This window comes from Methylobacterium sp. Leaf456 (genome assembly GCF_001425465.1).
In the GTDB taxonomy this organism is placed as follows: Bacteria; Pseudomonadota; Alphaproteobacteria; order Rhizobiales; family Beijerinckiaceae; genus Methylobacterium.
Map to the genome: position 1 here is coordinate 75430 of NZ_LMQV01000008.1, position 20080 is coordinate 95509.

At 69.6% G+C, this 20080-nt stretch carries 21 protein-coding genes; 5 read left to right on the forward strand and 16 right to left on the reverse strand.

Annotation, left to right across the window (positions count from 1 at the left end; all coding sequences use genetic code 11):
- Positions 1 to 35: 35 nt before the first annotated feature.
- The 6 genes from atpD to hemH all read right to left on the reverse strand — a co-directional run bounded on the left by atpD (position 36) and on the right by hemH (position 6413).
- Complete coding sequence (atpD, locus tag ASG52_RS08625; RefSeq protein ID WP_056241725.1) at positions 36 to 1499, reverse strand: F0F1 ATP synthase subunit beta; 1464 nt, start codon at positions 1497 to 1499, stop codon at positions 36 to 38.
- A gap of 41 nt (positions 1500 to 1540) precedes the next feature.
- The gene (locus ASG52_RS08630) at positions 1541 to 2431 is read right to left on the reverse strand and encodes a F0F1 ATP synthase subunit gamma (protein WP_056241728.1); all 891 of its coding nucleotides are present in this window, start codon (positions 2429 to 2431) and stop codon (positions 1541 to 1543) included.
- A gap of 141 nt (positions 2432 to 2572) precedes the next feature.
- Positions 2573 to 4105, reverse strand: a complete 1533-nt coding sequence (atpA, locus tag ASG52_RS08635) for a F0F1 ATP synthase subunit alpha (RefSeq protein ID WP_056241729.1) — start codon at positions 4103 to 4105, stop codon at positions 2573 to 2575.
- 65 nt (positions 4106 to 4170) lie between these two features.
- On the reverse strand, positions 4171 to 4740 hold the full coding sequence (locus tag ASG52_RS08640) for a F0F1 ATP synthase subunit delta (protein WP_056241732.1): 570 nt from the start codon (positions 4738 to 4740) through the stop codon (positions 4171 to 4173).
- A gap of 226 nt (positions 4741 to 4966) precedes the next feature.
- Positions 4967 to 5338 carry a DUF8817 family protein gene (locus ASG52_RS08645; RefSeq protein WP_056241735.1) on the reverse strand — a complete coding sequence of 124 codons (372 nt, stop codon included), beginning with the start codon at positions 5336 to 5338 and terminating at the stop codon, positions 4967 to 4969.
- A gap of 4 nt (positions 5339 to 5342) precedes the next feature.
- Positions 5343 to 6413, reverse strand: coding sequence for a ferrochelatase (gene hemH, locus ASG52_RS08650; protein ID WP_056241738.1), 1071 nt, complete (start codon positions 6411 to 6413; stop codon positions 5343 to 5345).
- 225 nt (positions 6414 to 6638) lie between these two features.
- Here hemH and ASG52_RS08655 point away from each other — a divergent pair, with 225 nt between their 5' ends.
- Genes ASG52_RS08655 through ASG52_RS08665 form a run of 3 tightly spaced genes read left to right on the forward strand, consistent with a single transcriptional unit; the run spans position 6639 to position 9863 of the window.
- The gene (locus ASG52_RS08655) at positions 6639 to 7595 is read left to right on the forward strand and encodes a class I SAM-dependent methyltransferase (RefSeq protein WP_056241740.1); all 957 of its coding nucleotides are present in this window, start codon (positions 6639 to 6641) and stop codon (positions 7593 to 7595) included.
- A 10-nt stretch (positions 7596 to 7605) separates the two neighbouring features.
- Positions 7606 to 9126, forward strand: a complete 1521-nt coding sequence (locus ASG52_RS08660) for a bifunctional metallophosphatase/5'-nucleotidase (RefSeq protein WP_056241742.1) — start codon at positions 7606 to 7608, stop codon at positions 9124 to 9126.
- Entirely contained in the window at positions 9123 to 9863 is a 741-nt protein-coding gene (locus ASG52_RS08665; RefSeq protein ID WP_056241744.1) for a uracil-DNA glycosylase, read from the forward strand. The genes ASG52_RS08660 and ASG52_RS08665 overlap by 4 nt, the downstream gene beginning before the upstream one ends.
- Positions 9864 to 9942: 79 nt before the next feature.
- Here ASG52_RS08665 and ASG52_RS08670 read toward each other — a convergent pair whose 3' ends face one another.
- The 10 genes from ASG52_RS08670 to ASG52_RS08715 all read right to left on the reverse strand — a co-directional run bounded on the left by ASG52_RS08670 (position 9943) and on the right by ASG52_RS08715 (position 16868).
- On the reverse strand, positions 9943 to 10155 hold the full coding sequence (locus tag ASG52_RS08670; protein ID WP_056241747.1) for a hypothetical protein: 213 nt from the start codon (positions 10153 to 10155) through the stop codon (positions 9943 to 9945).
- A 469-nt stretch (positions 10156 to 10624) separates the two neighbouring features.
- Positions 10625 to 10903: a hypothetical protein gene (locus ASG52_RS08675; protein ID WP_056241751.1), complete on the reverse strand. Its 279-nt coding sequence runs from the start codon at positions 10901 to 10903 to the stop codon at positions 10625 to 10627.
- 134 nt (positions 10904 to 11037) lie between these two features.
- Positions 11038 to 11589: an RBBP9/YdeN family alpha/beta hydrolase gene (locus tag ASG52_RS08680; RefSeq protein ID WP_056241755.1), complete on the reverse strand. Its 552-nt coding sequence runs from the start codon at positions 11587 to 11589 to the stop codon at positions 11038 to 11040.
- A gap of 87 nt (positions 11590 to 11676) precedes the next feature.
- Positions 11677 to 12756, reverse strand: a complete 1080-nt coding sequence (locus ASG52_RS08685; protein WP_056241758.1) for a UV damage endonuclease UvsE — start codon at positions 12754 to 12756, stop codon at positions 11677 to 11679.
- A 45-nt stretch (positions 12757 to 12801) separates the two neighbouring features.
- Positions 12802 to 13821 (reverse strand): 5-oxoprolinase subunit C family protein, encoded by a 1020-nt coding sequence (locus tag ASG52_RS08690; RefSeq protein WP_056241760.1) that lies wholly within the window; start codon positions 13819 to 13821, stop codon positions 12802 to 12804.
- Positions 13818 to 14543, reverse strand: a complete 726-nt coding sequence (gene pxpB, locus ASG52_RS08695) for a 5-oxoprolinase subunit PxpB (RefSeq protein WP_056241763.1) — start codon at positions 14541 to 14543, stop codon at positions 13818 to 13820. The genes ASG52_RS08690 and pxpB overlap by 4 nt, the downstream gene beginning before the upstream one ends.
- Before the next feature lie 244 nt (positions 14544 to 14787).
- A complete protein-coding gene (locus tag ASG52_RS08700) occupies positions 14788 to 15543 on the reverse strand; it encodes a DUF883 family protein (RefSeq protein ID WP_056241765.1) in 756 nt (251 codons plus the stop codon).
- A gap of 57 nt (positions 15544 to 15600) precedes the next feature.
- Positions 15601 to 15987 (reverse strand): DUF3618 domain-containing protein, encoded by a 387-nt coding sequence (locus tag ASG52_RS08705; protein WP_056241767.1) that lies wholly within the window; start codon positions 15985 to 15987, stop codon positions 15601 to 15603.
- Positions 15984 to 16394, reverse strand: coding sequence for a phage holin family protein (locus tag ASG52_RS08710; RefSeq protein ID WP_056241771.1), 411 nt, complete (start codon positions 16392 to 16394; stop codon positions 15984 to 15986). Before ASG52_RS08710 ends, ASG52_RS08705 begins: the two co-directional genes overlap by 4 nt.
- An 18-nt stretch (positions 16395 to 16412) precedes the next feature.
- Positions 16413 to 16868, reverse strand: a complete 456-nt coding sequence (locus tag ASG52_RS08715) for a hypothetical protein (protein WP_056241774.1) — start codon at positions 16866 to 16868, stop codon at positions 16413 to 16415.
- Between the two features lie 595 nt (positions 16869 to 17463).
- Between ASG52_RS08715 and ASG52_RS08720 the strand changes: the two genes are divergently transcribed.
- On the forward strand, positions 17464 to 18888 hold the full coding sequence (locus tag ASG52_RS08720; protein WP_056241776.1) for an alpha,alpha-trehalose-phosphate synthase (UDP-forming): 1425 nt from the start codon (positions 17464 to 17466) through the stop codon (positions 18886 to 18888).
- 503 nt (positions 18889 to 19391) lie between these two features.
- A complete protein-coding gene (locus ASG52_RS08725; RefSeq protein ID WP_082552454.1) occupies positions 19392 to 20015 on the forward strand; it encodes a hypothetical protein in 624 nt (207 codons plus the stop codon).
- The last annotated feature ends 65 nt before the right edge of the window (positions 20016 to 20080 follow it).

A 20080-nucleotide genomic window follows, 5' to 3' on the forward strand; every position in this document is an offset into this window, starting at 1 on the left:
GTCTCTCCCGCGCGCCGGGTGGAAGCGTCGTCGGCTTACGCGGCCGCGAGCTTCTTGGCCTTCTCCTGGGCGTCCTCGATGGTGCCGACCATGTAGAACGCCGCCTCAGGCAGGTCGTCGTACTTGCCTTCGACCAGGCCCTTGAAGCCCTTGATGGTGTCTTCCAGCGGCACCTGGATGCCCGGCGAGCCGGTGAAGATCTCGGCCACCGAGAACGGCTGCGAGAAGAAGCGCTCGATCTTGCGGGCGCGGGCCACCGTCAGCTTGTCCTCTTCGGACAGCTCGTCCATCCCGAGGATGGCGATGATGTCCTGGAGCGACTTGTAGCGCTGCAGCGTCTGCTGGACCTTGCGGGCCACGTCGTAATGCTCCTCGCCAAGGATCGCGGGCGACAGCATGCGCGAGGTCGAGTCGAGCGGATCGACGGCCGGGTAGATGCCCTTCTCGGCGATCGAGCGCGAGAGCGTCGTGGTCGCGTCCAAGTGGGCGAAGGAGGCGGCGGGGGCCGGGTCGGTCAGGTCGTCCGCCGGCACGTAGATCGCCTGCACCGAGGTGATCGAGCCCTTGGTCGTGGTGGTGATGCGCTCCTGCAGGGCGCCCATGTCGGTGGAGAGCGTCGGCTGGTAGCCCACCGCCGACGGGATGCGGCCGAGCAGCGCCGAGACCTCGGAACCGGCCTGCGTGAAGCGGAAGATGTTGTCGACGAAGAACAGCACGTCCTGGCCCTGGTCGCGGAACTCTTCGGCGATGGTCAGGCCGGTGAGCGCCACGCGCGAGCGGGCGCCGGGCGACTCGTTCATCTGGCCGTAGACCAGCGCGCACTTGGAGCCTTCGGCCGAGCCGCCGTTCTCCTTGGGGTTCTTGTTGACGTTGGACTCGATCATCTCGTGGTAGAGATCGTTGCCCTCGCGGGTACGCTCACCCACGCCCGCAAAAACCGAATAACCACTATGCACCTTGGCGATGTTGTTGATCAGCTCCATGATCAGCACGGTCTTGCCGACGCCCGCGCCGCCGAACAGGCCGATCTTGCCGCCCTTGGCGTAGGGGGCGAGCAGGTCCACCACCTTGATGCCGGTGACGAGGATCTGCGACTCGGTCGACTGGTCGGTGTAGGGCGGAGCGGGCTGGTGGATGGCGCGCAGGCTGTCCGACTGGATCGGGCCGGCCTCGTCGATCGGCTCGCCGATGACGTTCATGATGCGGCCGAGCGTGTTGTGGCCGACCGGCACCCGGATCGGCGCACCGGTGTCGGAGACCTCCTGGCCGCGGACCAGACCCTCGGAGGTGTCCATGGCGATGCAGCGGACGGTGTTCTCGCCGAGCTGCTGGGCCACTTCGAGCACGAGGCGATTGCCCTGGTTCTTGGTCTCGAGCGCGTTCAGGATCTCCGGCAGGTGACCCTCGAACTGCACGTCGACCACGGGGCCGATGACCTGGGTGATCTTGCCCTTGGCGTTGGTCGAGCCGGCGGCGGTGGGGGCGGCGGTGTTGGCCATGATGCCTGTCCTTCGAATGCGTGCGGGCGCGTGTTTGTGGATCAGAGCGCTTCCGCGCCCGAGATGATTTCGATGAGTTCCTTGGTGATCATGGCCTGACGCGTGCGGTTGTAGATCAGCGTCTGCTTCTTGATCATCTCGCCCGCGTTGCGGGTCGCGGAATCCATGGCGCTCATGCGCGCGCCCTGCTCGGAGGCGGCGTTCTCCAGGAGCGCGCGGTAGACCTGGACGGTCAGGTTCTTGGGCAGCAGCGTCTCGAGGATCGCCTCCTCGGAGGGCTCGAACTCCATGGCGGCGTCGGAGCCGGCGCCGGTGGTGGTCGAGCCGTCGGTGGTCGGCAGTTCGGCCGGGATCAGGCGCTGGGCGGTCGGGATCTGCGAGATCACCGAGCGGAACTCGGAGTAGAACAAAGTTGCCACGTCGAACTCGCCGGCGTTGAAGCGGGCGACGATCTTGTCGGCGATCTGCGAGGCGAAGTCGTAATCCACCGGCTTGGTGCCGCGGATGTCCATGCTCTCGACGATCCGGTCGCGATACTGGCGGCGCAGGATGTCGAGGCCCTTCTTGCCGACGGTCATGATCTTGACCGTCTTGCCCTCGGCCTCCAGCTTGCGGACGTGCTCGCGGGCGAGCCGCACGATCGAGGAGTTGAAGGCGCCGCACAGGCCACGGTCGCCGGTGCAGACCACGAGCAGGTGGACGCGGTCCTGGCCCGTGCCCGAGAGCAGGCGCGGGGCATCGACGCCGCCGACGAGGTTGCCCGCGAGGTTGGCGAGCACGTTCGACATCTTCTCGGCGTAGGGACGCCCGTTCTCGGCGGCGTTCTGGGCGCGCCGCAGCTTGGCGGCGGCGACCATCTGCATCGCCTTGGTGATCTTCTGCGTCGCCTTCACCGAGGTGATGCGGTTGCGCAGGTCCTTCAAGCTGGCCATCGAGGGGCGTCCGGGTCCGTTCGGGAGGGCCTCTCCTCCCCGACGGGGGGAGGAGCCGGAGAGGGTCGTTCGGGACGAGGGCTTTCAGCCGCCGTCCCCGATCCCTTCCTGACGCGGAAGGGATCGGATCGTTCGAGAGGCTTAGCCTTCGAGCGACTTGGAGATGCTTTCGACGACACCCTTGAGCTTGTTCGCGCTCTCGTCGGACAGGTCCTTGGAGTCGCGGATCGTGGTCAGCAGGTCGGCGTGCTTCGAGCGGAGCGTGCCGAGCAGCTGCTCCTCGAAGGTGCGGACCTTGTTGAGCGGCAGCTTGTCGAGGTAGCCGTTGACGCCGGCGTAGATCACCGCGACCTGCTCTTCCATCTTCAGCGGCGAGAATTGCGGCTGCTTCAGGAGCTCGGTGAGGCGCGAGCCGCGGTTCAGCAGGCGCTGGGTCGAGGCGTCGAGGTCGGAGCCGAACTGCGCGAAGGCGGCCATCTCGCGGTACTGGGCGAGCTCGCCCTTGATCTTGCCGGCGACCTTCTTCATCGCCTTGGTCTGGGCCGAGGAGCCCACCCGCGACACCGAGAGGCCGACGTTCACCGCCGGGCGGATGCCCTGGTAGAACAGGTCGGTCTCGAGGAAGATCTGGCCGTCGGTGATCGAGATCACGTTGGTCGGGATGTAGGCCGACACGTCGTTGGCCTGGGTCTCGATGACCGGGAGCGCGGTGAGCGAGCCCTTGCCGGCGGCGTCACCCATCTTGGCGGCGCGCTCGAGCAGGCGCGAATGGAGGTAGAACACGTCGCCCGGATACGCCTCGCGGCCCGGCGGGCGGCGCAGCAGCAGCGACATCTGGCGGTAGGCGACGGCCTGCTTCGACAGATCGTCGTACACGATCACGGCATGCATGCCGTTGTCGCGGAAATACTCGCCCATGGCGCAGCCGGAGAACGGCGCGATGAACTGCATCGGCGCGGCGTCGGAAGCCGTGGCGGCGACGACGATGGAGTATTCCATCGCGCCCTGGTCTTCCAGCACCTTCACGAACTGGGCCACCGTCGAGCGCTTCTGGCCAATGGCGACGTAGACGCAGTAGAGCTTGGCGCTCTCGTCCGAACCGGCATGAGCCGACTTCTGGTTGAGGATGGTGTCGAGCGCGATCGCGGTCTTGCCGGTCTGGCGGTCGCCGATGATCAGCTCGCGCTGGCCGCGGCCGACCGGGATGAGGGCGTCGATCGCCTTGAGGCCGGTGGCCATCGGCTCGTGCACGGACTTGCGCGGGATGATGCCCGGGGCCTTGACGTCGACGCGGCGGCGCTCGGTCGTCTGGATCGGACCCTTGCCGTCGATCGGGTTGCCGAGGCCGTCGACCACGCGGCCGAGCAGGCCCTTGCCGACCGGCACGTCCACGATGGCGCCGGTGCGCTTGACGGTCTGGCCTTCCTTGATCTCGCGGTCGGAGCCGAAGATCACGACGCCGACATTGTCCTGTTCGAGGTTGAGGGCCATGCCGCGCACGCCCGACTCGAACTCGACCATCTCGCCGGCCTGGACGTTGTCGAGGCCGTAGACGCGGGCGATGCCGTCGCCGACCGCGAGCACCTGCCCGACTTCCGTGACCTCGGCCTCCTCGCCGAAGTTCTTGATCTGCTCTTTCAGGATCGCGGAGATCTCGGCGGCGCGGATGTCCATCGTCGGGCCTCTTTAAGGTCGGGTGTCTGTTTCGTCGGGTACGGTCGGTCGCGAGGCGTCAGGCCTCAGCGGGCTTCCCGCATGGCGAGGCGGATGTTGTTGAGCTTGGTCCGCAGCGAGGCGTCGACCATGCGTGACCCCATCTTCACGACGATGCCGCCGATGAGGGAGGGATCGACGTGGAGGTCGATCTCGACCTCGGCCTTGGCGACGTCGCGCAGCGAGGTCTTGATCTCTTCGATGATCGCGTCGGACGGCTTCTCCGCCACGCGGACCTCGGCGCGCACGATGCCCTTGGCCTCGCGCACCTTCGTGCGGAAGGCGCGGATCATGTCCGGCAGGGCGAACAGGCGGCGGTTGGCCGCCGAGAGCTTGATGAAGCTGGCGGCGAGCCCCTCGATGCCGGCCTTGGCGAGCAGGGCACTGATCGCGGCCGTCTGCTGCTCGGCGGAGAAGGCCGGGCTCTTCACGAGGCGGCGGAGGTCCGCGCTCTCCCGGTAGAGCGCGTCGAACGCGTCGAGGTTCTTGGCGACCTCGTCGACCTGCCGCTCGTCGCGGGCCAGCTCGTACAGGGCCAATGCGTAGCGACCGGCAACGCCTGACACCAGGGGACCCTCGGAACCGTTCTGCGCCACCCGTCGCTCTCTCTTGTCCTTTGCCCGCCGCTCTCTTTCAGCCCGCGTCCGCCCGTGACGGCGAAGGCTGCAAGACCGTGGGGATTGGAATGGCGCCGGGCACGGAAGGCCCTAGAAGGGTCTCCCCACGGCGCGGCTGTCGCCTAGCATGGGCTCCGGGGGTGTGCAAGGCGAAGTCAGGGCGGGGGATGGGCGCTTGTGTGGCATGCCCCGCAGCGTGCGGGGCTCACGCCCGAAGCGGTTGGCCGACGCGCACCAGGGCGCCATCGGGATCGGACAGGGCGAATTCGAGCATCCCCCATCCCGTCGCCGCCGGTCCGTCGGTGCCGATGATCTCACCCGCGAAGGCAGCGGCCAGCGCTTCCACGTCCTCGGCGTACAGGTAGAGACCGAAGGGATTGCGCTCCGGCACGACCCCGCCGTCCTCCGCCTGCCGCAGATGCAGGCGGGCCCCGTCGGGCCGGCTCAGCATGCGGTAGCCGTCCTGCCACGCCGCCTGACCGGGATCGCGGGTGAAGCCGAGGCGGGCATAGAAGCGCTCCGACACGTCGAGGTCCCGGCAGGGCAGGATCGCGACGAGGCCGGAGCACGGCGTCACCGGATCAGAGCCATCCCTGCAATTCCCGCCGCACCACGTGCTCGATCACGCGCATGCCGAGGGCGGAATCGTTGAGGCAGGGGATGAAGGCGTAGTGCTCGCCGCCGTTCTCCTCGAAATAGTGGCGGTTCTCGCCGTCGAGTTCCTCCAGCGTCTCCAGGCAGTCGGCGGTGAAGCCCGGCGCCACGATCGCCATGCGCTTGACGCCAGATTTGGCCAGCGCCTGCACGGTCTCGTCGGTATAGGGCTTGAGCCATTCCTCGTTGCCGAAGCGCGACTGGAACGTCACCCGCATGCGCTCGGGCGAATAACCCATCGCCTCTCGGATCAGGCGGCCGGTCTTGAGGCACTGGCAATGGTAGGGGTCGCCCTTGAGCAGGTAGCTCTTGGGCACGCCGTGGAACGAGGTGAGGATCACCTCCGGCTCGAAATCGAGTTTTTGCAGTCCCTCGCGGATCGAGTCCGCCATGGCTTGGATATAGACCGGATCGTCGTGGTAGGGCGGCGAGACGCGGACAGACGGCTGCCAGCGCATCTGCATCAGGGCCTTGAACGCCTGGTCGCAGGCGGTGGCCGAGGTCGCCGCCGCGTATTGCGGATAGAGCGGCACCAGCAGGATGCGGTCGCAGCCCTCGTCCAGCAGCGCCTGGATGCGCACCGACACCTCGGGCTTGCCGTAGCGCATCGCCCAATCGACCAGCACGGTGTCGCCCATCGCGGCCTGGAGCTTCTCGCACTGACCGCGGGTGATGGTCTTGAGCGGGCCCTCGTCCAGCTCCTTGTTCCAGATGCTGTCGTAGTCGCGGCCCTTCGGCTTCGGGCGCTTCGTCAGGATGATGAGGTTGAGGAGCGGCCACCAGATCAGACGCGGCACCTCGATGACGCGGCGGTCGGACAGGAATTCCTTGAGGTACCGGCGCATCGGCCAGTAGCTCGTGCCCTCGGGGGTGCCGAGATTCATCAGGAGCACGCCGACGCGGCCGGTCCGCACCGCCGGATGGTCGGGCGGCAGGGTGGTCGGGGCGACGCGTAACGGTTCGCGCAAGAGGGTCTGGGGTTCGACGCGTTCGTTCATCGGGTTTCCGGTCACGGGGTGGCCGCCTCCCTCGACGCGGGGCCGTCGTTCGAGGCCCCCGGCGATCAGGTTGTGCGCTCCCACCGTTCGATCTAGAGCAGGCGGCCGTCCAAGACCAAGAATCTCGGTTCGCAAGAATCGCGGTTCGAGCGTCTCGGGGCGCGACGTACGACGAAGAGTGTGGCGAAATCCTTCGCCCGAAATCGCCTCGGAGGCCAGCGCGACATGCCGTCCCCCCGCTACTTCCTGCAGCATTTCGTGCCGTTCACCGGCTACCCCTACGCGGGGACGCCGACGGCGTGCAATCTGTGCGGATCGCGCGAGGCCGTGACCGTCGCCGAGACCGACCGGCGGCTGAAGACCCTGCGCTCGATCGCCTGCACCCAGTGCGGCCTGATCCGCACCGACCCGATGCCGACGCCGGATGAACTGGCCGAGTACTACGCCACCGCCTACCGGGCCGATTACCAGCTCGCCTTCGCCGGCGGCCCGCCGCGCCATCACCTCAACCGCTCGGCCCGCGAGGCCACCTTCCGCGCCGACCTCCTGGCGCCGAAACTCAAGCCCGGCGCGCGGCTGCTCGACTTCGGCTCGGGGTCGGGCGAGTTCCTGGCCGAGGCGAAGAAGCGCGGCTGCGACGTGACCGGCGTCGAGCCGGGCCGCGACTACGCCGCTTACGCCCGCGAGCATCACGGCGTCACCGTGCTGGACGAGGCCGAGAACCCCGAGACCTTCCCGGCCGGGCATTTCGACGTGATCTCGACGCACCACGTTTTGGAGCACCTGCGCAACCCCGCCGAGGCGGTGGAGCGGCTGGCCCGCTGGCTGAAGCCCGACGGCGTGCTCTACGCGGCGGTGCCGAACATGGCCGCCACCGGCAAGCCGCCGCACGAGCGGTTCCACTTCGCCCATGTCCACGGCTACGTCCGCGAGACCTTCGATCTGCTGGCCCGCCGCGCCGGCCTCGTGCCGCACACCGAGTACTGGCGCGAGGACACCACGGTGGTCTACCGCAAGACCGACGCGCCGCCCGCGCCGCTGAAGAATCCCGGCCTCGCCGAGCGCCTCGCCGTCGATCTGAAGCCGATGTCGGCCGGGCTGTTCCTCGCCTCGGGCGCCTGGATCTGGCCGGCGCTCCGGCGCAACGCCAAGGCGGTGCGGGACGGGCTCGCCCGGCGCTGAGGCGCCGGTCGTGGCCCACCGCCCCACCCGCCGCGCCACCGTGGCGGGGCTTAGTGTGAGTTTCGGCGCCGGCCTGCTCGCGGCCGGCACCGGACAGGCGTTCGCCGCCACGCCGACCTTCACGCTCCTTCTGGTCAACGACATCTATGCCATGGGCGAGGCGGAGGGCCGCGGCGGCTTCGCCCGGCTCAACGCCGTTGTGAAGGCCGAGCGGGCCCGCGGGGTGCCGCTGCTCTACGCGCATGCGGGCGATTGCTTCTCGCCCTCGCTGATGTCGGGTTTCGATAAGGGCGCCCATATCGTGGCGCTGCACAACCTCGCACCGCCCGACATCTTCGTGCCGGGCAACCACGAATTCGATTTCGGCCCCAAGGTGTTCGCCGAGCGGCAGGCGGAGGCGCGCTTCCCGTTCTTTGCGGCCAACCTCCGCGACGCGGCCGGACAGCCACTGCCGGGGATCAAGGATTCGGCGCTGATCGAACTCGGCGGCGTCCGGCTCGGAATCGTCGGCATCGCGCTGCAATCGACGCCGGAAAAATCGCAGTCCGAAAATCTCCGCTTCGGCCCCGAAATCGAGACGCTGGCCGCTGAGGCCCAAAAACTTCGGGCGGCCGGGGCGCAGATGATCGTCGGCGTGTGCCACACCGCGCGGGTCACCGACGACGCGATCGTGCGCGCCCGCCTCGTCGACATCCTGCTCTCGGGCCACGACCACGACCTCGTGGTGCGCGACGACGGGCAGGCGGTGCTGGTCGAGTCGAGCCACGACGCCCATTACGTCACCGCTGTCGACGTGTTCGTCACGTCCGCGGGCGACGGGCCGGTGCGCTGGCGCGCGGCCTTCCGCGTCCACGACACCGCGCAGGTGACGCCCGACCCCGAGACCGCGGCGCTCGTGGCCCATCTCGAAGGCGACCTGTCGCGGGAACTCGACGTGGTGCTCGGCACCACCCAGGCGCCCCTCGACAGCCGCATCGCCAGCGTCCGGACGCGGGAAGCGAGCTTCGGCAGCCTCGTCGCCGACGCGGTGCGGGCCGGCACCGGCGCAGAGATCGGCCTGATGAACGGCGGCGGCATCCGCGGCGATCGGCTCTACCCGGCGGGCGCCGCGATCACCCGGCGCGACATTCTCAGCGAACTGCCCTTCGGCAACTCGGTGGTGCTGGTGGCCATCGACGGCGCGACGGTGCGCGAGGCCCTGGAGAACGGTTTTCGCGATCTCGGTCGCTCGTCGGGCCGCTTCCTGCACGTCTCGGGCCTCACCGTGACGCTGGACCCCAAGGCACCACCGGGCCGGCGCGTCGTCGCGGTGGATGTCGGCGACGAACCGCTCGACGCAGGCAGGACCTACCGGATCGCCGCCAACGACTTCATGCTGCGCGGCGGCAACGATTACGGGATGCTGGCGAAGGGCCGCACCCTGATCGGCGCGACCGATGGAAAGCTCCTGGCCAACGCGGTGATGACCTATATCCGCGCCCACGCGCCGCTGTCGGCGGTGCCGGGCCCGCGCCTCAAGGTTCTGCCGTGACACAGAGCGATCTCTTCGCCGAGCCCTCGGCCGGCCCCGGCCCCGGCCCGGTCGCGGCCGCCCTCGCGGCCTTTCGGGACAGCGGCTCCCCCTGGCTCGCCCTCCCCTTCTTCCGCGAGGGCGCGGCCGACGCGGTCGCGAAGAAGATCGACGCCCGCGTGGCGGCGGGCGCGCAGGTTCTGCCCGATCCCTCGGCGATCTTCCGGGCGCTGATGCTCACGCCGCTGCCCGCGGTGAAGGCGGTGATCCTCGGCCAGGACCCCTACCCGACGCCGGGCGATGCCAACGGGCTCGCCTTCTCCTATGTCGGCGGACGTCGCCTCCCGGCCTCGCTCAAGGTGATCCTGGCCGAACTCGCGCCGGAGGGCGAAACGCCCGACCTCTCGACCGGCGACCTCACCCCTTGGGCCGAGCGCGGCGTGCTGCTGCTCAATTCCGCCCTGACGGTCGAGGCCGGCAAGGCCGGGGCGCATCTGCGGCTCGGCTGGTCGCAGCTCACCGACGAGGCGGTGGCGGCCGTCTCCGCCCGCGCGGAGCCTTCCGTGTTCCTGCTCTGGGGCGCCCAGGCCCGCGCCCGCGAGGCGCTGATCGACACCGACCGCCACGGCGTCGTCGCCTCGGGCCACCCCTCCCCGCTGAACCGCGCCCGCGACTTCCCCGGATCGCGTCCGTTCACGCGCGCAAACGCATGGCTCGAAAAAAACGGGCGGGCGCCGATCGACTGGCGCCTCGCCTGAACTATCGTTCCTCTTCGCACATGCGAAAAGCCCCGCCACAGGGGGCGGGGCTGATCGGCCGACCGGATTTTCGGAAGGATTATGCGGCGAGGCGGGCGCCCGCCGGGGCCGTGACGTTCTCGTTGGCCGGGGCGTAGGACGCGGCCGGGGCGGTGTTCGCGGTGCCGGTCGCCTGCAGGCTGGTCAGCTCGCCAGCGGAGACGTGCGAGCCCTCACCGCCGAAGCGTTCGGCCAGGAACACGACGAGCGACACGTTGGCGATGGCGGCGGCGAGAACGAGGAGAGCGATCATCGGGGCGGGTCCGTGCTTGGTGCGTTGCGTTGAGCTTCATATCGCACCGCACACTGGAATTTGGTATGCCAGATGCCGTAAAGCCGATATTCCGCCAGCGCATGGCTCCCGGGCTGACCGGCGGGATTAAATCTATCAATTGAGAGTTTGCCCTTAGCCGTATGGCAGCGGCGATGGGACATTCCTCCGGGTCACGCGCCCTGGCGATATGACCGAAGGATTATTCGCTCCCCAGCCGATCACCTTGGGTTTCACTCCCCGCCGCCACTGCGAGGCGAAGCCGAAGCAATCCAGGGCGCGACCTCTTCGGGAAGAACGAGACCTTGCCGACGAAGCGGTCCTGCGACGCGCCCGTTCGAACATTGCTGAACATCCACGGCAATGACGGGGAAGCCGGCTGGATTGACGGCCGTCCCAACGAAAACGGGCCCCGCAGGGCCCGCATCGTCCGATCATCGTGAGGCGCGGCTCAGTTCGCCTTGTTCTGAGACGGCTGCGGGTAGGCCGGGTTCTCGGCCGGGACGTTGCCGCTGTTGGAGGTCGAGGACTTGTTGACCGAGCCGGTCGTGATCTCGCGGGCCGAGTCCTGGCTCTTGCCGGCGTAGTCGGCGGGCGACTCGGCGCGGTTCCAGCTCAGCAGGCCGACGGTGGCGACGGCGAGCAGGATCAGGCTGGCGACCAGCACGTAGAGGGCAGGCTTGCCCTTCTCGCCCTGGCGGGCTTCGGAGGGATTCTCGATCGGCGCCATGGAGTTCCTCTTTCGACGCCCCGTTCGTGCGGGCGTCGCGGTGTGACGGGATATGCCAGGCCAACGCCGCGCCTGTCGGGGATGTTCCTGGCGGCCGAACCCGCAAGCGAACCGTCTCGGAGAGATTTGCCGGCTTACAGACCTTTCAGGAAGCCCGCGAGGCGCATCAGGCCCTCGGGCCAGGGCCCGTGCCCGCTCGCCACGTTGATGTGGCCGGACTCGCCCGCATCGACCAGCGCCGAGCCCCAGGCATAGGCGTAGTCCTCCGCCCGCTCGTAGGTGCAGTGCGGATCGGTGCGGCTCGCGACCAGCAGGGAGGGGAAGGGCAGGGGATCGCGCGGCACGGGGGCGAAGGCGCGCACGCTGTCGGGGAGCGCCGCCCCCGCCTCGATGTCCGGGAAGGCGACCAGCAGCGCGCCGCGCACCACGCCCTCGGGGAAGCGGGGGGCGGCCTCGACCGCGGCGACGACGCCGAGGCTGTGGGCGATCAGGATCACCGGCCGGCTGGCCGCCTCCACCGCCTCGACGATGCGCGCGCGCCAGGATTCCGGATCGGGGTCATGCCAGTCCGCCTGCTCGACCACCCGCGCCGTCTTGAGGCGCCCGGCCCAGCGGCTCTGCCAATGCTCCTCCTCGGAGCCGGCATAGCCCGGCAGGATCAGGATGTCGCAGTCGGCTGTCTTCATGGTCGGCCTTTCGGAAACGGGGTGGCGCAGCCCGGTGACCTTGGGCGCGCATCTCGTCCGGCCAGTAGCCGAGACGCCCGATGCGGCTCAAGCCGCGGCCCGCGCGGCCTCGACGCTGCGGCCGATCTGCGCGGCGAGCGGCACGCTCGCTTGGTTCTTGCCCTTGGCCTCGATCTCGAAATCGGCCCAGGCGAGATGGCAGGCCACCAGCGCGTTGACCGCCTCGTTCCACATTTTGTCGGAGTGGGCGGCGAGGTCACGCCACGAATGGCCTTTCTCGGAGAGCCCGACGAAATCCGGCAGGGCGCCGGGATCGTGGTCCGTCAGCACGCTCTCGCGCGAGACGCTGATATGGGCGACCGGCCGCACGCCGCGCCACGAGGCGATCACGGCCTGGATGCGGGGATCGTCGGGCTCGATGTATTCGCCGCGGCTCTCGACCCAATGATGGTGCAGATCGAGCACCACCGGCACCCGGTCGCCGAGGCGGAGCACCGCGTCGAGGCCGAACAGCGATTCGTCGTTCTCAACGGTCAGCAGGTTGCGCGCGGTCTCCGAGAGCAGCGACAGGCTCTCGCGAAACCCCTCGATGCCGGGCTCGCGGCCGCCGACATGGATGTTGAGGTGGGCCCCGTGCGGGTGCCAGCCCGAGCCGTAGCCCAGCAGCGCCATGACCTCGGCGTGGTACTCCAACTCGGCGATGCCGTTGACCTGTGCGTTCGGATTGCGCGAGGCGATGATGCAGAACGGGCCCGGATGCATGCTGAGGCGCACGCCTCCCGCCCGTGCCCGCTCACCGATGCGGGCGAGCCCGGCCTCGATCACGGCGCGCAGCGAGATTTCGGCGTAGATCGGCATCGCGGTCGGGTGGGTGAAGCCGGGCAGGAGCGAACTCGCCATGCGCAGCAGCCGCTCCAGCGGCGGTCGGGCGGCGACCCAGGTCACCTGCCGCTCCAGGGCGGCGAGGTTGTGGCGCACCACGTCCTCCAGCTTCTTGCGCCGCTCCGCCGGCCCGAGGCGCCCGAGGTTGGCCATGGTCACGGTGCCGAGATTCATCAGCTTGGCCGCATCCTTGGCGGCCTTGAGCGTCTTATGCGCCGGGTCCGGGTCCGGGATGAAGGTGCAGCAGAAGCCGAGGCGGGGTTTTGGGGGTTGTTCGCGCGACATGGGCGGACAACGCGGCAGGGGCGCTCCGGTCACGGACGCAAAAGCTCAATCGTCGCGAAACGCGTCCACCGCAGCGCCCGCGACGTTGGCCGCCATCAACCGCTCGGCCTCGCCCTCCACGGGCCGCAGGTTTTTTGGGAGTGCGTCGAGCGCGGCCGCCCGCACCTGGGCGAGCGTTCGCGCGGTTGCGAGATCGACGGCCTCAAACCGCACCGGCTCACCCGGCCGGCGCTGCGCGATCCGGCGAATGTCCGAAGAGATGACGGTGGCGATCTTCGGGTAGCCGCCGGTGGTCTGGCGGTCGGCCATCAGCACGATGGGCCGGCCCGTGCCCGACACCTGCACCGAGCCCATCACGGTGGCGTCCGAGACGATGTTGAAGCCCCCCGCGCCGTGGGCGATGGCCGGCCCGTCGAGTTGGTAGCCCATCCGGTCGGCCTGCCCCGAGACCGTGAAGATGCTTTGCAGGAAGGTCGCGAGGCCGTCGCTGGTGAAAAGATCGTCCTGGGGCCCGAGGACGACGCGGATCGACCGGTCGCTCTCCAACGGAACGGGATCGAGGCCAACATCGGCCTCGCCCGCGGGGACGGGGCCGGCCAGCGGCAGTCGGTCGCCCTCGCGTAAGGGGCGCCCGTCGAGGCCACCGAGGGCGGCGCGGCGGTGGAGCGCGACGCTGCCGAGGACGGGGCGCAAGGCGAGCCCGCCCGCGACCGCCAGGGTGGCGAACACGCCTGCGCGGGGCCGCCCGAGGGTCAGCTCCGCGCCCTCCCGCAGCAGGAACGAGCGGTGATCGGCGAGCGGTTCGCCGTCGCAACGCAGCGGGCCGCAGGCGCCGGCGAGAGCCAGCCGCACCGGCCCGCCCTCGGCCCGCAGGGTCGCGCTCGCGAGCCCCCATTCGATCGCCGCCGCATCGGGTGGATTGCCGACGAGAATGTTCGCCGCGGCATGGGCCAGCCGGTCCATCGGCCCCGAAGCCGAGAGTCCGTCGCGCAGGAAACCGGGTCGGCCGCCGTCCTGGATCGAGGCGGCGCCGGAGAGACGCAGGAGATGGAGAACGCCGCTCATGCCTCGCTCAGTTCGGCAACGGACTCGCCGGCCTCGGCGGCGGCGCAGAGCGCGTCCCAATGCTCCGCGGGCGTCGGCACGAAGCGCACCCGGTCGCCGGGGCGCAGCAGGAAGACCGGATCGCGCTCCGGCACGAAGTTTTGGAAGGGCGTGCGGCCGAGCAGATGCCAGCCGCTCGGGGCCGCGATGCTCGCGATCAGGGCCTGCGCCCCGCCGATGGAGATGGTGCCGGCGGGCGTGACAGAGCGCGGATGCGGGCGCCGCGAGAGGGCGAGCCCGGGGTCGAGCCCTTCGAGATAGGCGTAGCCCGGCAGGAAGCCGATCATCGCGACCCGGTACTCCGGTGCGGCGTGGCGCTCGATCAAGGCGTCCGGCGCGAGACCGTGATGGGCGGAGACCGCATCGAGATCGATCCCGAATTCGCCGCCATAGACCACCGGGATGCGCCACAGTCGCGCGGTGGCGGGCGGCGGCAGCGGCGCGGCGGCGAGCGCCAGCACGGTGCGTCCGAGATCGTCCGGGTCGGCGACGAGGGGATCGAGATGGACGGTGAGCGAGCGGTAGGTCGGCACCGTCTCGCATAGGCCCGGCAGAGGGCGCGCCCGAAGCGCGGCGTCGAGGGCCAGCACGCGGGCCGAGAGCGCCGGATCGATCCCGGCGCCGAATTCGATGGTGAAGGCCGTGTTCCCGCAGGCGAGCAGCCGCGGCGCGTCGTGGGTCATGGGGTGGAAGGCTAGCCGAAGATAGGTTTCGCCGCGAGGGCGACGCCTTTCGCGACGGCCGTCTCACCCCACCATGCCTGCATCCTACACGCCCGTCATTCCGGGGCGCCGCAGGCGAACCCGGAATCCACGACTGGCCGCGACGGCTGGGCTTCAGCGGGGCATACCGCATCACGGGTGGATCCCGGGTTCCGCTGCGCGGCCCCGGGATGACGGTGTGGCGTAAGGCGCCGCGGGCCCCTCCTCAGAGCCGATGCGCCGTCCGCTCCACGTCGTCGTGCCCGTCCCGCTCCGGCGTCGCGCCGGTCGCGCGCTGGACCGCGGCGTCGAGGTTGTCCGGGTCGAGGGCGGTCTCGACGAAGCTGCGTCCGCGCTGGGTCAGGTCGCGGGCGTAACGTACACCCTGGCCGCGCAGGTCGTCGGCGTAGGGGCCGAGCGCGCGGTCTTCCTGGCGGGTGCGCGGCAGCAGCGCGCCGAGGAGCAGGCCGGCGGCGAGGCCGACGACGCCGACCAGCAGCGGGTTCTCGGCGATGAAGTCCTCGGTGGCGGTCCGGCCACGGTGGAGGCGCTGTGCCCCGCGGTCGGCGAGGTCGGCGGCGCGCTGACGCTGGGTGTCGTAGCGGTCCTCGGCCCAGGCGCGCGCGTCCTCGTAGGTGTCTTCGGCGCGGGAGCGGGCGGAGCGCAGGGTCTCGCTCGCGCGGTCACGCAGCTCGGACGCCTTGTCGGCGGCTTGATCGCGCAACTCGGAGGCCTTGTCGGCGGCGCGGTCGCGCAGGTTCGAGGCCTGTTCGGTGGCCTCGCGGGTGGTGTCGTGCAGGCCCTGCTGGAGCCGGGCGTTGGCGTCGCGGCCCGCGGCGGTGGCGCGGTCGGCGGTGCCGTGCAGGCTGTGCTCGACGCCCTCGGTGCGGGGCATGCCGGCCTTGGCGGCAAGACGCTCGGGCAGGGACTCGTCCGGAATGCCCTCGGTCGGGCGGGGCGGGATGGCGGGATCGTGGTTCATGATGGAGCTCCGTATCAGGCGGGGCGGCGCCGGGAGAGGCGCCGCGCGGGCAAGGGGTCAGACCTGCGGGCGCTCGCCGGGCAGGTCGTGCGGCGGCTTCCCGGCCGGAGCGTCGGGATCGTAGGTGCGGTCGGCGCCCGTCACCGTGACGGGCTTCGTCTCCACCGGCACCAGCGCGCGGCTCGCCCGCTGGCGGCCGGTGCGCAGGCCGTTGAGCAGGAGCCCGACGCCGGCCGCGATCAGCAGCACCGGCACGGGATTGCGCCGCACCGTGTCCAGCGCCTCGTCGTAGAAGCCGCTGTAGGGTGTGCGCCGGGCCGAGCCGAGCATCTCGTCGACGAGGCTCGACGCGTTGAGGCGACCCTGGATGCGGTCGATGGTCTCGTCGAGCCGGGCGCGGCGCTGCTCGATGTCCTTTTCCAGATCCGAGATCGATTCGCTCATCCCGAGACCCTTTCCGTCAGAGCGCGGGCATCCTGCCGGACCTGGCGGGAGGTCCGGGTCGGGGCGAGGTTGGACAGCGACATCGCGCGGGCGCCGAGCACGCCGAGGATCACCGCGACGAGCAGCATCGCGCCGCCGACGAGGAGGGCGGCGAGCCATTCGGAGCCGACGAGCGTGGCGACGAACTTCACCAGCGCGCCGATCAGCACCAGCATCGCGGTCACCGCGAACACCGCGGCGAAGACCATCATGCCGAGGCCGACGAACAGCGAGCGGACGTTGCTCGTCATCTCGGTGCGGAAGAGCGCGATCTCCTTGCCGGCGAGTTCGCTCGCCTCGCGCAGGGCGTCGGCGATGAGCGCCTGGATCGAGGACGAGGGTGGCGGTGGGGGCGGGGGGCTAGCCATGGCGGTCGTCTCGATCCCTCAGGCCCGGTAGTCGCGGTCGAAGGCCGTCTCGGGCTCGCCCGAGGCCTTGATGAAGCGCGCGAGCAGGAAGCCCGCCGCGAAGGTCGCGACCGCGGTCGTCACCGGCGAGCGCCGGGCGAAGGCCTCGGCCTCGGCGTAGTAGTCCTCCAGGCCCCGCCGCTCGATCGAGCCGGCGAGACCGTCGAGCCCCTCTGCCGCACTGTCGAAGAAGGCGCGGAGGTTGGGGCGGTCCTCGAAGGTCCGGCCGGAATCGCGGATCGACTGGGCGATGTCGCCGACCGAGCGGGCAGCCTCCCCCTTCCGCTGATCGACATAGGCGTAGGCCTGCTTGCGGGCGGCGGCGGCCAGTCCCCGGCCGCGCTCGGCGGCGAGCTGGGCGGTGTCCTCGACGTCGTGGCGCAGGTCCTTCAGGTCGGCCCCGTCGACGGGGTCCGGTGACGCGGAGGCGGTCATGGTTTCAACTCCTGCAAGCACGAAGCGGTGAGGGCGGCCGGCGCCGGGTACGGCTGACCGCAAAAGGATTCGGCCGGAGAACCGATGGCCGTGCTGAGGGGTTCCGCTGCCAACGTCCTGTTCCGCTTCAGGCTTCGGCGGGCGGCTGGCATGGAACCGATCGAGGAGACGCAAGCGTGGTCAGTCGCGAGACGCTGCGAAGGCCGTCCGGAGATTCGACGGCGCGGCAGGCGACCTCGCTCGCAGCCGGACCTTCGGCATCCTCGGTCGCCCCTCGGAATCGACGGTCGAAGAAGGAATGGCCGTATGGCCGGGCGCGAAGGGCGCCCCGCGCAGTGGGCTTCGGCAAAGCCGAGGCGTCGAGCGGAGCGAACAGCCAAAGCCGCGGACGCGGCTGCCGGCGCTTGAGGCCACCCATAAAGCCTTTCGAGCGAGCAGGGCGACCGCCCTCCTCGCTTGACCGACGAGAAACGATGCGCTTGGCTGCGCTTCGACGGATCGCGCACGACTTCCGCGCGTTTTCCCACGGACGTTTGAGACTCTACAGGTGGGCGCGTTCCTCGCGCCCGCCGCAACGAGGAGCGGAGCCGGGTTCGTGGCACGTCTGATCATCGTCTCGAATCGTGTCGCCGTGCCTGCCGAGGGCAAGGACGCGGTCTCCGCGGGCGGCCTCGCCGTGGCGGTCAAGGAAGCATTCTCCTCCTATGAGGGGCTCTGGTTCGGCTGGAGCGGCAACATCACCGAGAATCCGAGCCTGGAGCCGGAGCTGATCGACCGCGGGCCGATCCAGTACGCCGTCCTCGACCTCTCGCCTCAGGACCACCGCGAATATTACGCCGGCTTCGCCAACCGGGCGCTGTGGCCGATCATGCATTACCGCATCGGCCTCGGCACCTTCTCGCGCTCGGACTATGCCGGCTACCAGCGCGTCAACCAGACCTTCGCCCGCGCGCTCGCCAAGCTGGTCGAGCCCGACGACCTGATCTGGGTCCACGACTACCACCTGCTGCCGCTGGCCTCCGAGCTGCGCGGCCAGGGCATCGCCAACCCGATCGGTTACTTCCACCACATCCCGTGGCCCGCAGCCGACGTGTTCAACACTCTGCCGGCAAGCAACGAATTGCTGCGCGCCATGGCCGATTACGACCTGATCGGCCTGCAGACCGACGCCGACGTGCAGAATCTGTCGCGCAACTTCATCGACACGATGCGGGCGATCCCTCTCGGCGGCGGCGCGCTGATGGTCGATGGGCGGCGCACCCGCATCCGCTCCTTCCCGATCGGCATCGATGTCGCCGGCTTCAAGGAGGCCGCCGACAAGGCCGGCTCCAACAAGGTCGTGCGCGAGACCATGGCGGGCCTGCGCACCCGCAAGCTCCTCATCGGCGTCGACCGGCTCGACTACTCGAAGGGCGTGCCCGAGCGCATGGAGGCGGTGGACCGCTTCTTCGCCTCGAACCCGGACCAGCGCGGCAACGTCGTCTACATCCAGATCACCCCGAAATCCCGCAGCGAGGTGCCGGAATACGAGCAGCTCTCGCGCGAGGTGAACGAGAAGGTCGGCGACATCAACGGCATGCTGGGCGAGCCGGCCTGGACGCCGATCCAGTACGTCACCAAGGCCTATCCGCGCCCCGTACTCGCCGGCCTCTACCGCGCGGCCCGCGTCGGCCTCGTCACGCCGATGCGCGACGGCATGAATCTCGTCGCTAAGGAATACGTCGTGGCGCAGAGCGAGGAGGATCCCGGCGTTCTCGTCCTGTCGAAGTTCGCGGGCGCGGCGCGGCAACTGCCCGAGGCGCTCTTGGTCAACCCCTACGACCGGTTCGAGGTGGCGGAGGCGATTCGGCAGGCGCTCTACATGCCGCGGGCCGAGCGCCTGGAGCGCTGGAAGCCGATGGCCGACCGCATGCTGCGCGAGGACGTGGATTGGTGGGCCCGCAGCTACATGGCCGAACTCGAATCCTTCCGCACCGTCGAGCGCGAGCCGCCGCGGGCGGCGGCGGCCGCCGCCGAATAGCTTTTCGCTAGAGCATCGCCCTGGATATCGGATCCAGGGCGATGCTCTATGTTCTTGTGCCGCATCGCCTTTTTTCCGAAAGCCGGAAACCACCTTTCGGGACGATGCTCTAGGTTCACCGATGCGCGACGGCCGGACCGCGAGGTCCGGCCGTTCTTTTTTTTGTCCTTTCGCGACCGGCCTTTGTGGCGCCTTCTGCAAATGACGATTGCGTGATCAACCGTGTCGATTGCATCACACCGGGCACGGCATTGTGTCGGTCCGATTGGATACAATCACGGTGGCAAGCCGGACACTTTTCATTCCCTGCACGATTGTGCAGCGTCGCCGGGTTCGCGGGGGCGCGAGCCGATCTACGGCAAGCCGTCCGACGTTCATTGATCATGTGATCGATTCGGATCGGATTTTTCGCTTTGCCCGGCACCTTCACGATCCGATCCACCGGGAAAGACACGCGCCGTCTTGAACAGAGAGCGCGGCTCGGCCGCGGCCTCGTCTTTTTCTTGGCGCTCCTCTGCGCCCTCGTCGGCCCGCTCGCGGGCGGGCGCGAGGCACGCGCCTTCGACGTCGAGCTGCGCTCGCCCTTCGCGCCGTGCCGGGCCGACTGCACCGCGACGCTGTTCGCCGGCCAACTTGTCGAGACCTCCATGTGGGAGATCTTCCTCACCAAGCATCAGGGTCCGTGGGACTGGCGCTGGGGGTCGAGCACCTTCGTCGGCGGCGCCTTCTCCCGCGAGGTCGTGCGCTTCGACCGCTTCGCCGCCATCGAGACCGAGGTGGGCGTCGGCAAGCGGTTCGGCTCGCTGCACGAGGGCGAGGGTTGGGGCGCGCTGTATTTCCGCTGGAAGTGGTTCCCCTGGGACGCGTACCTGCGCACCACTCTCGGCATCTCGATCGGCCTCAACTACGCCACCGGCGTGCCGGTGTTCGAGGCGCGCCGGGCCGGCGTCGAGGGGCAGAACCTGCTGCACTATCTCTCGCCGGAGCTGACCTTCGGCCTGCCGAGCCGGCCCGACCTCGACCTGATCTTTCGCTTCCACCACCGCTCGGGCGGCGACCTGCCGTTCTTCAACCGCGCCGGCGGCGGCGCGCAGTACGGGACGGTGGGCCTGCGCTATCGCTGGTGAGGTGCGGCGCCCATCGAACGAGGGCTCTTTCAATCTGACGCGTCGCCGTCATTCCGGGCCGCCGC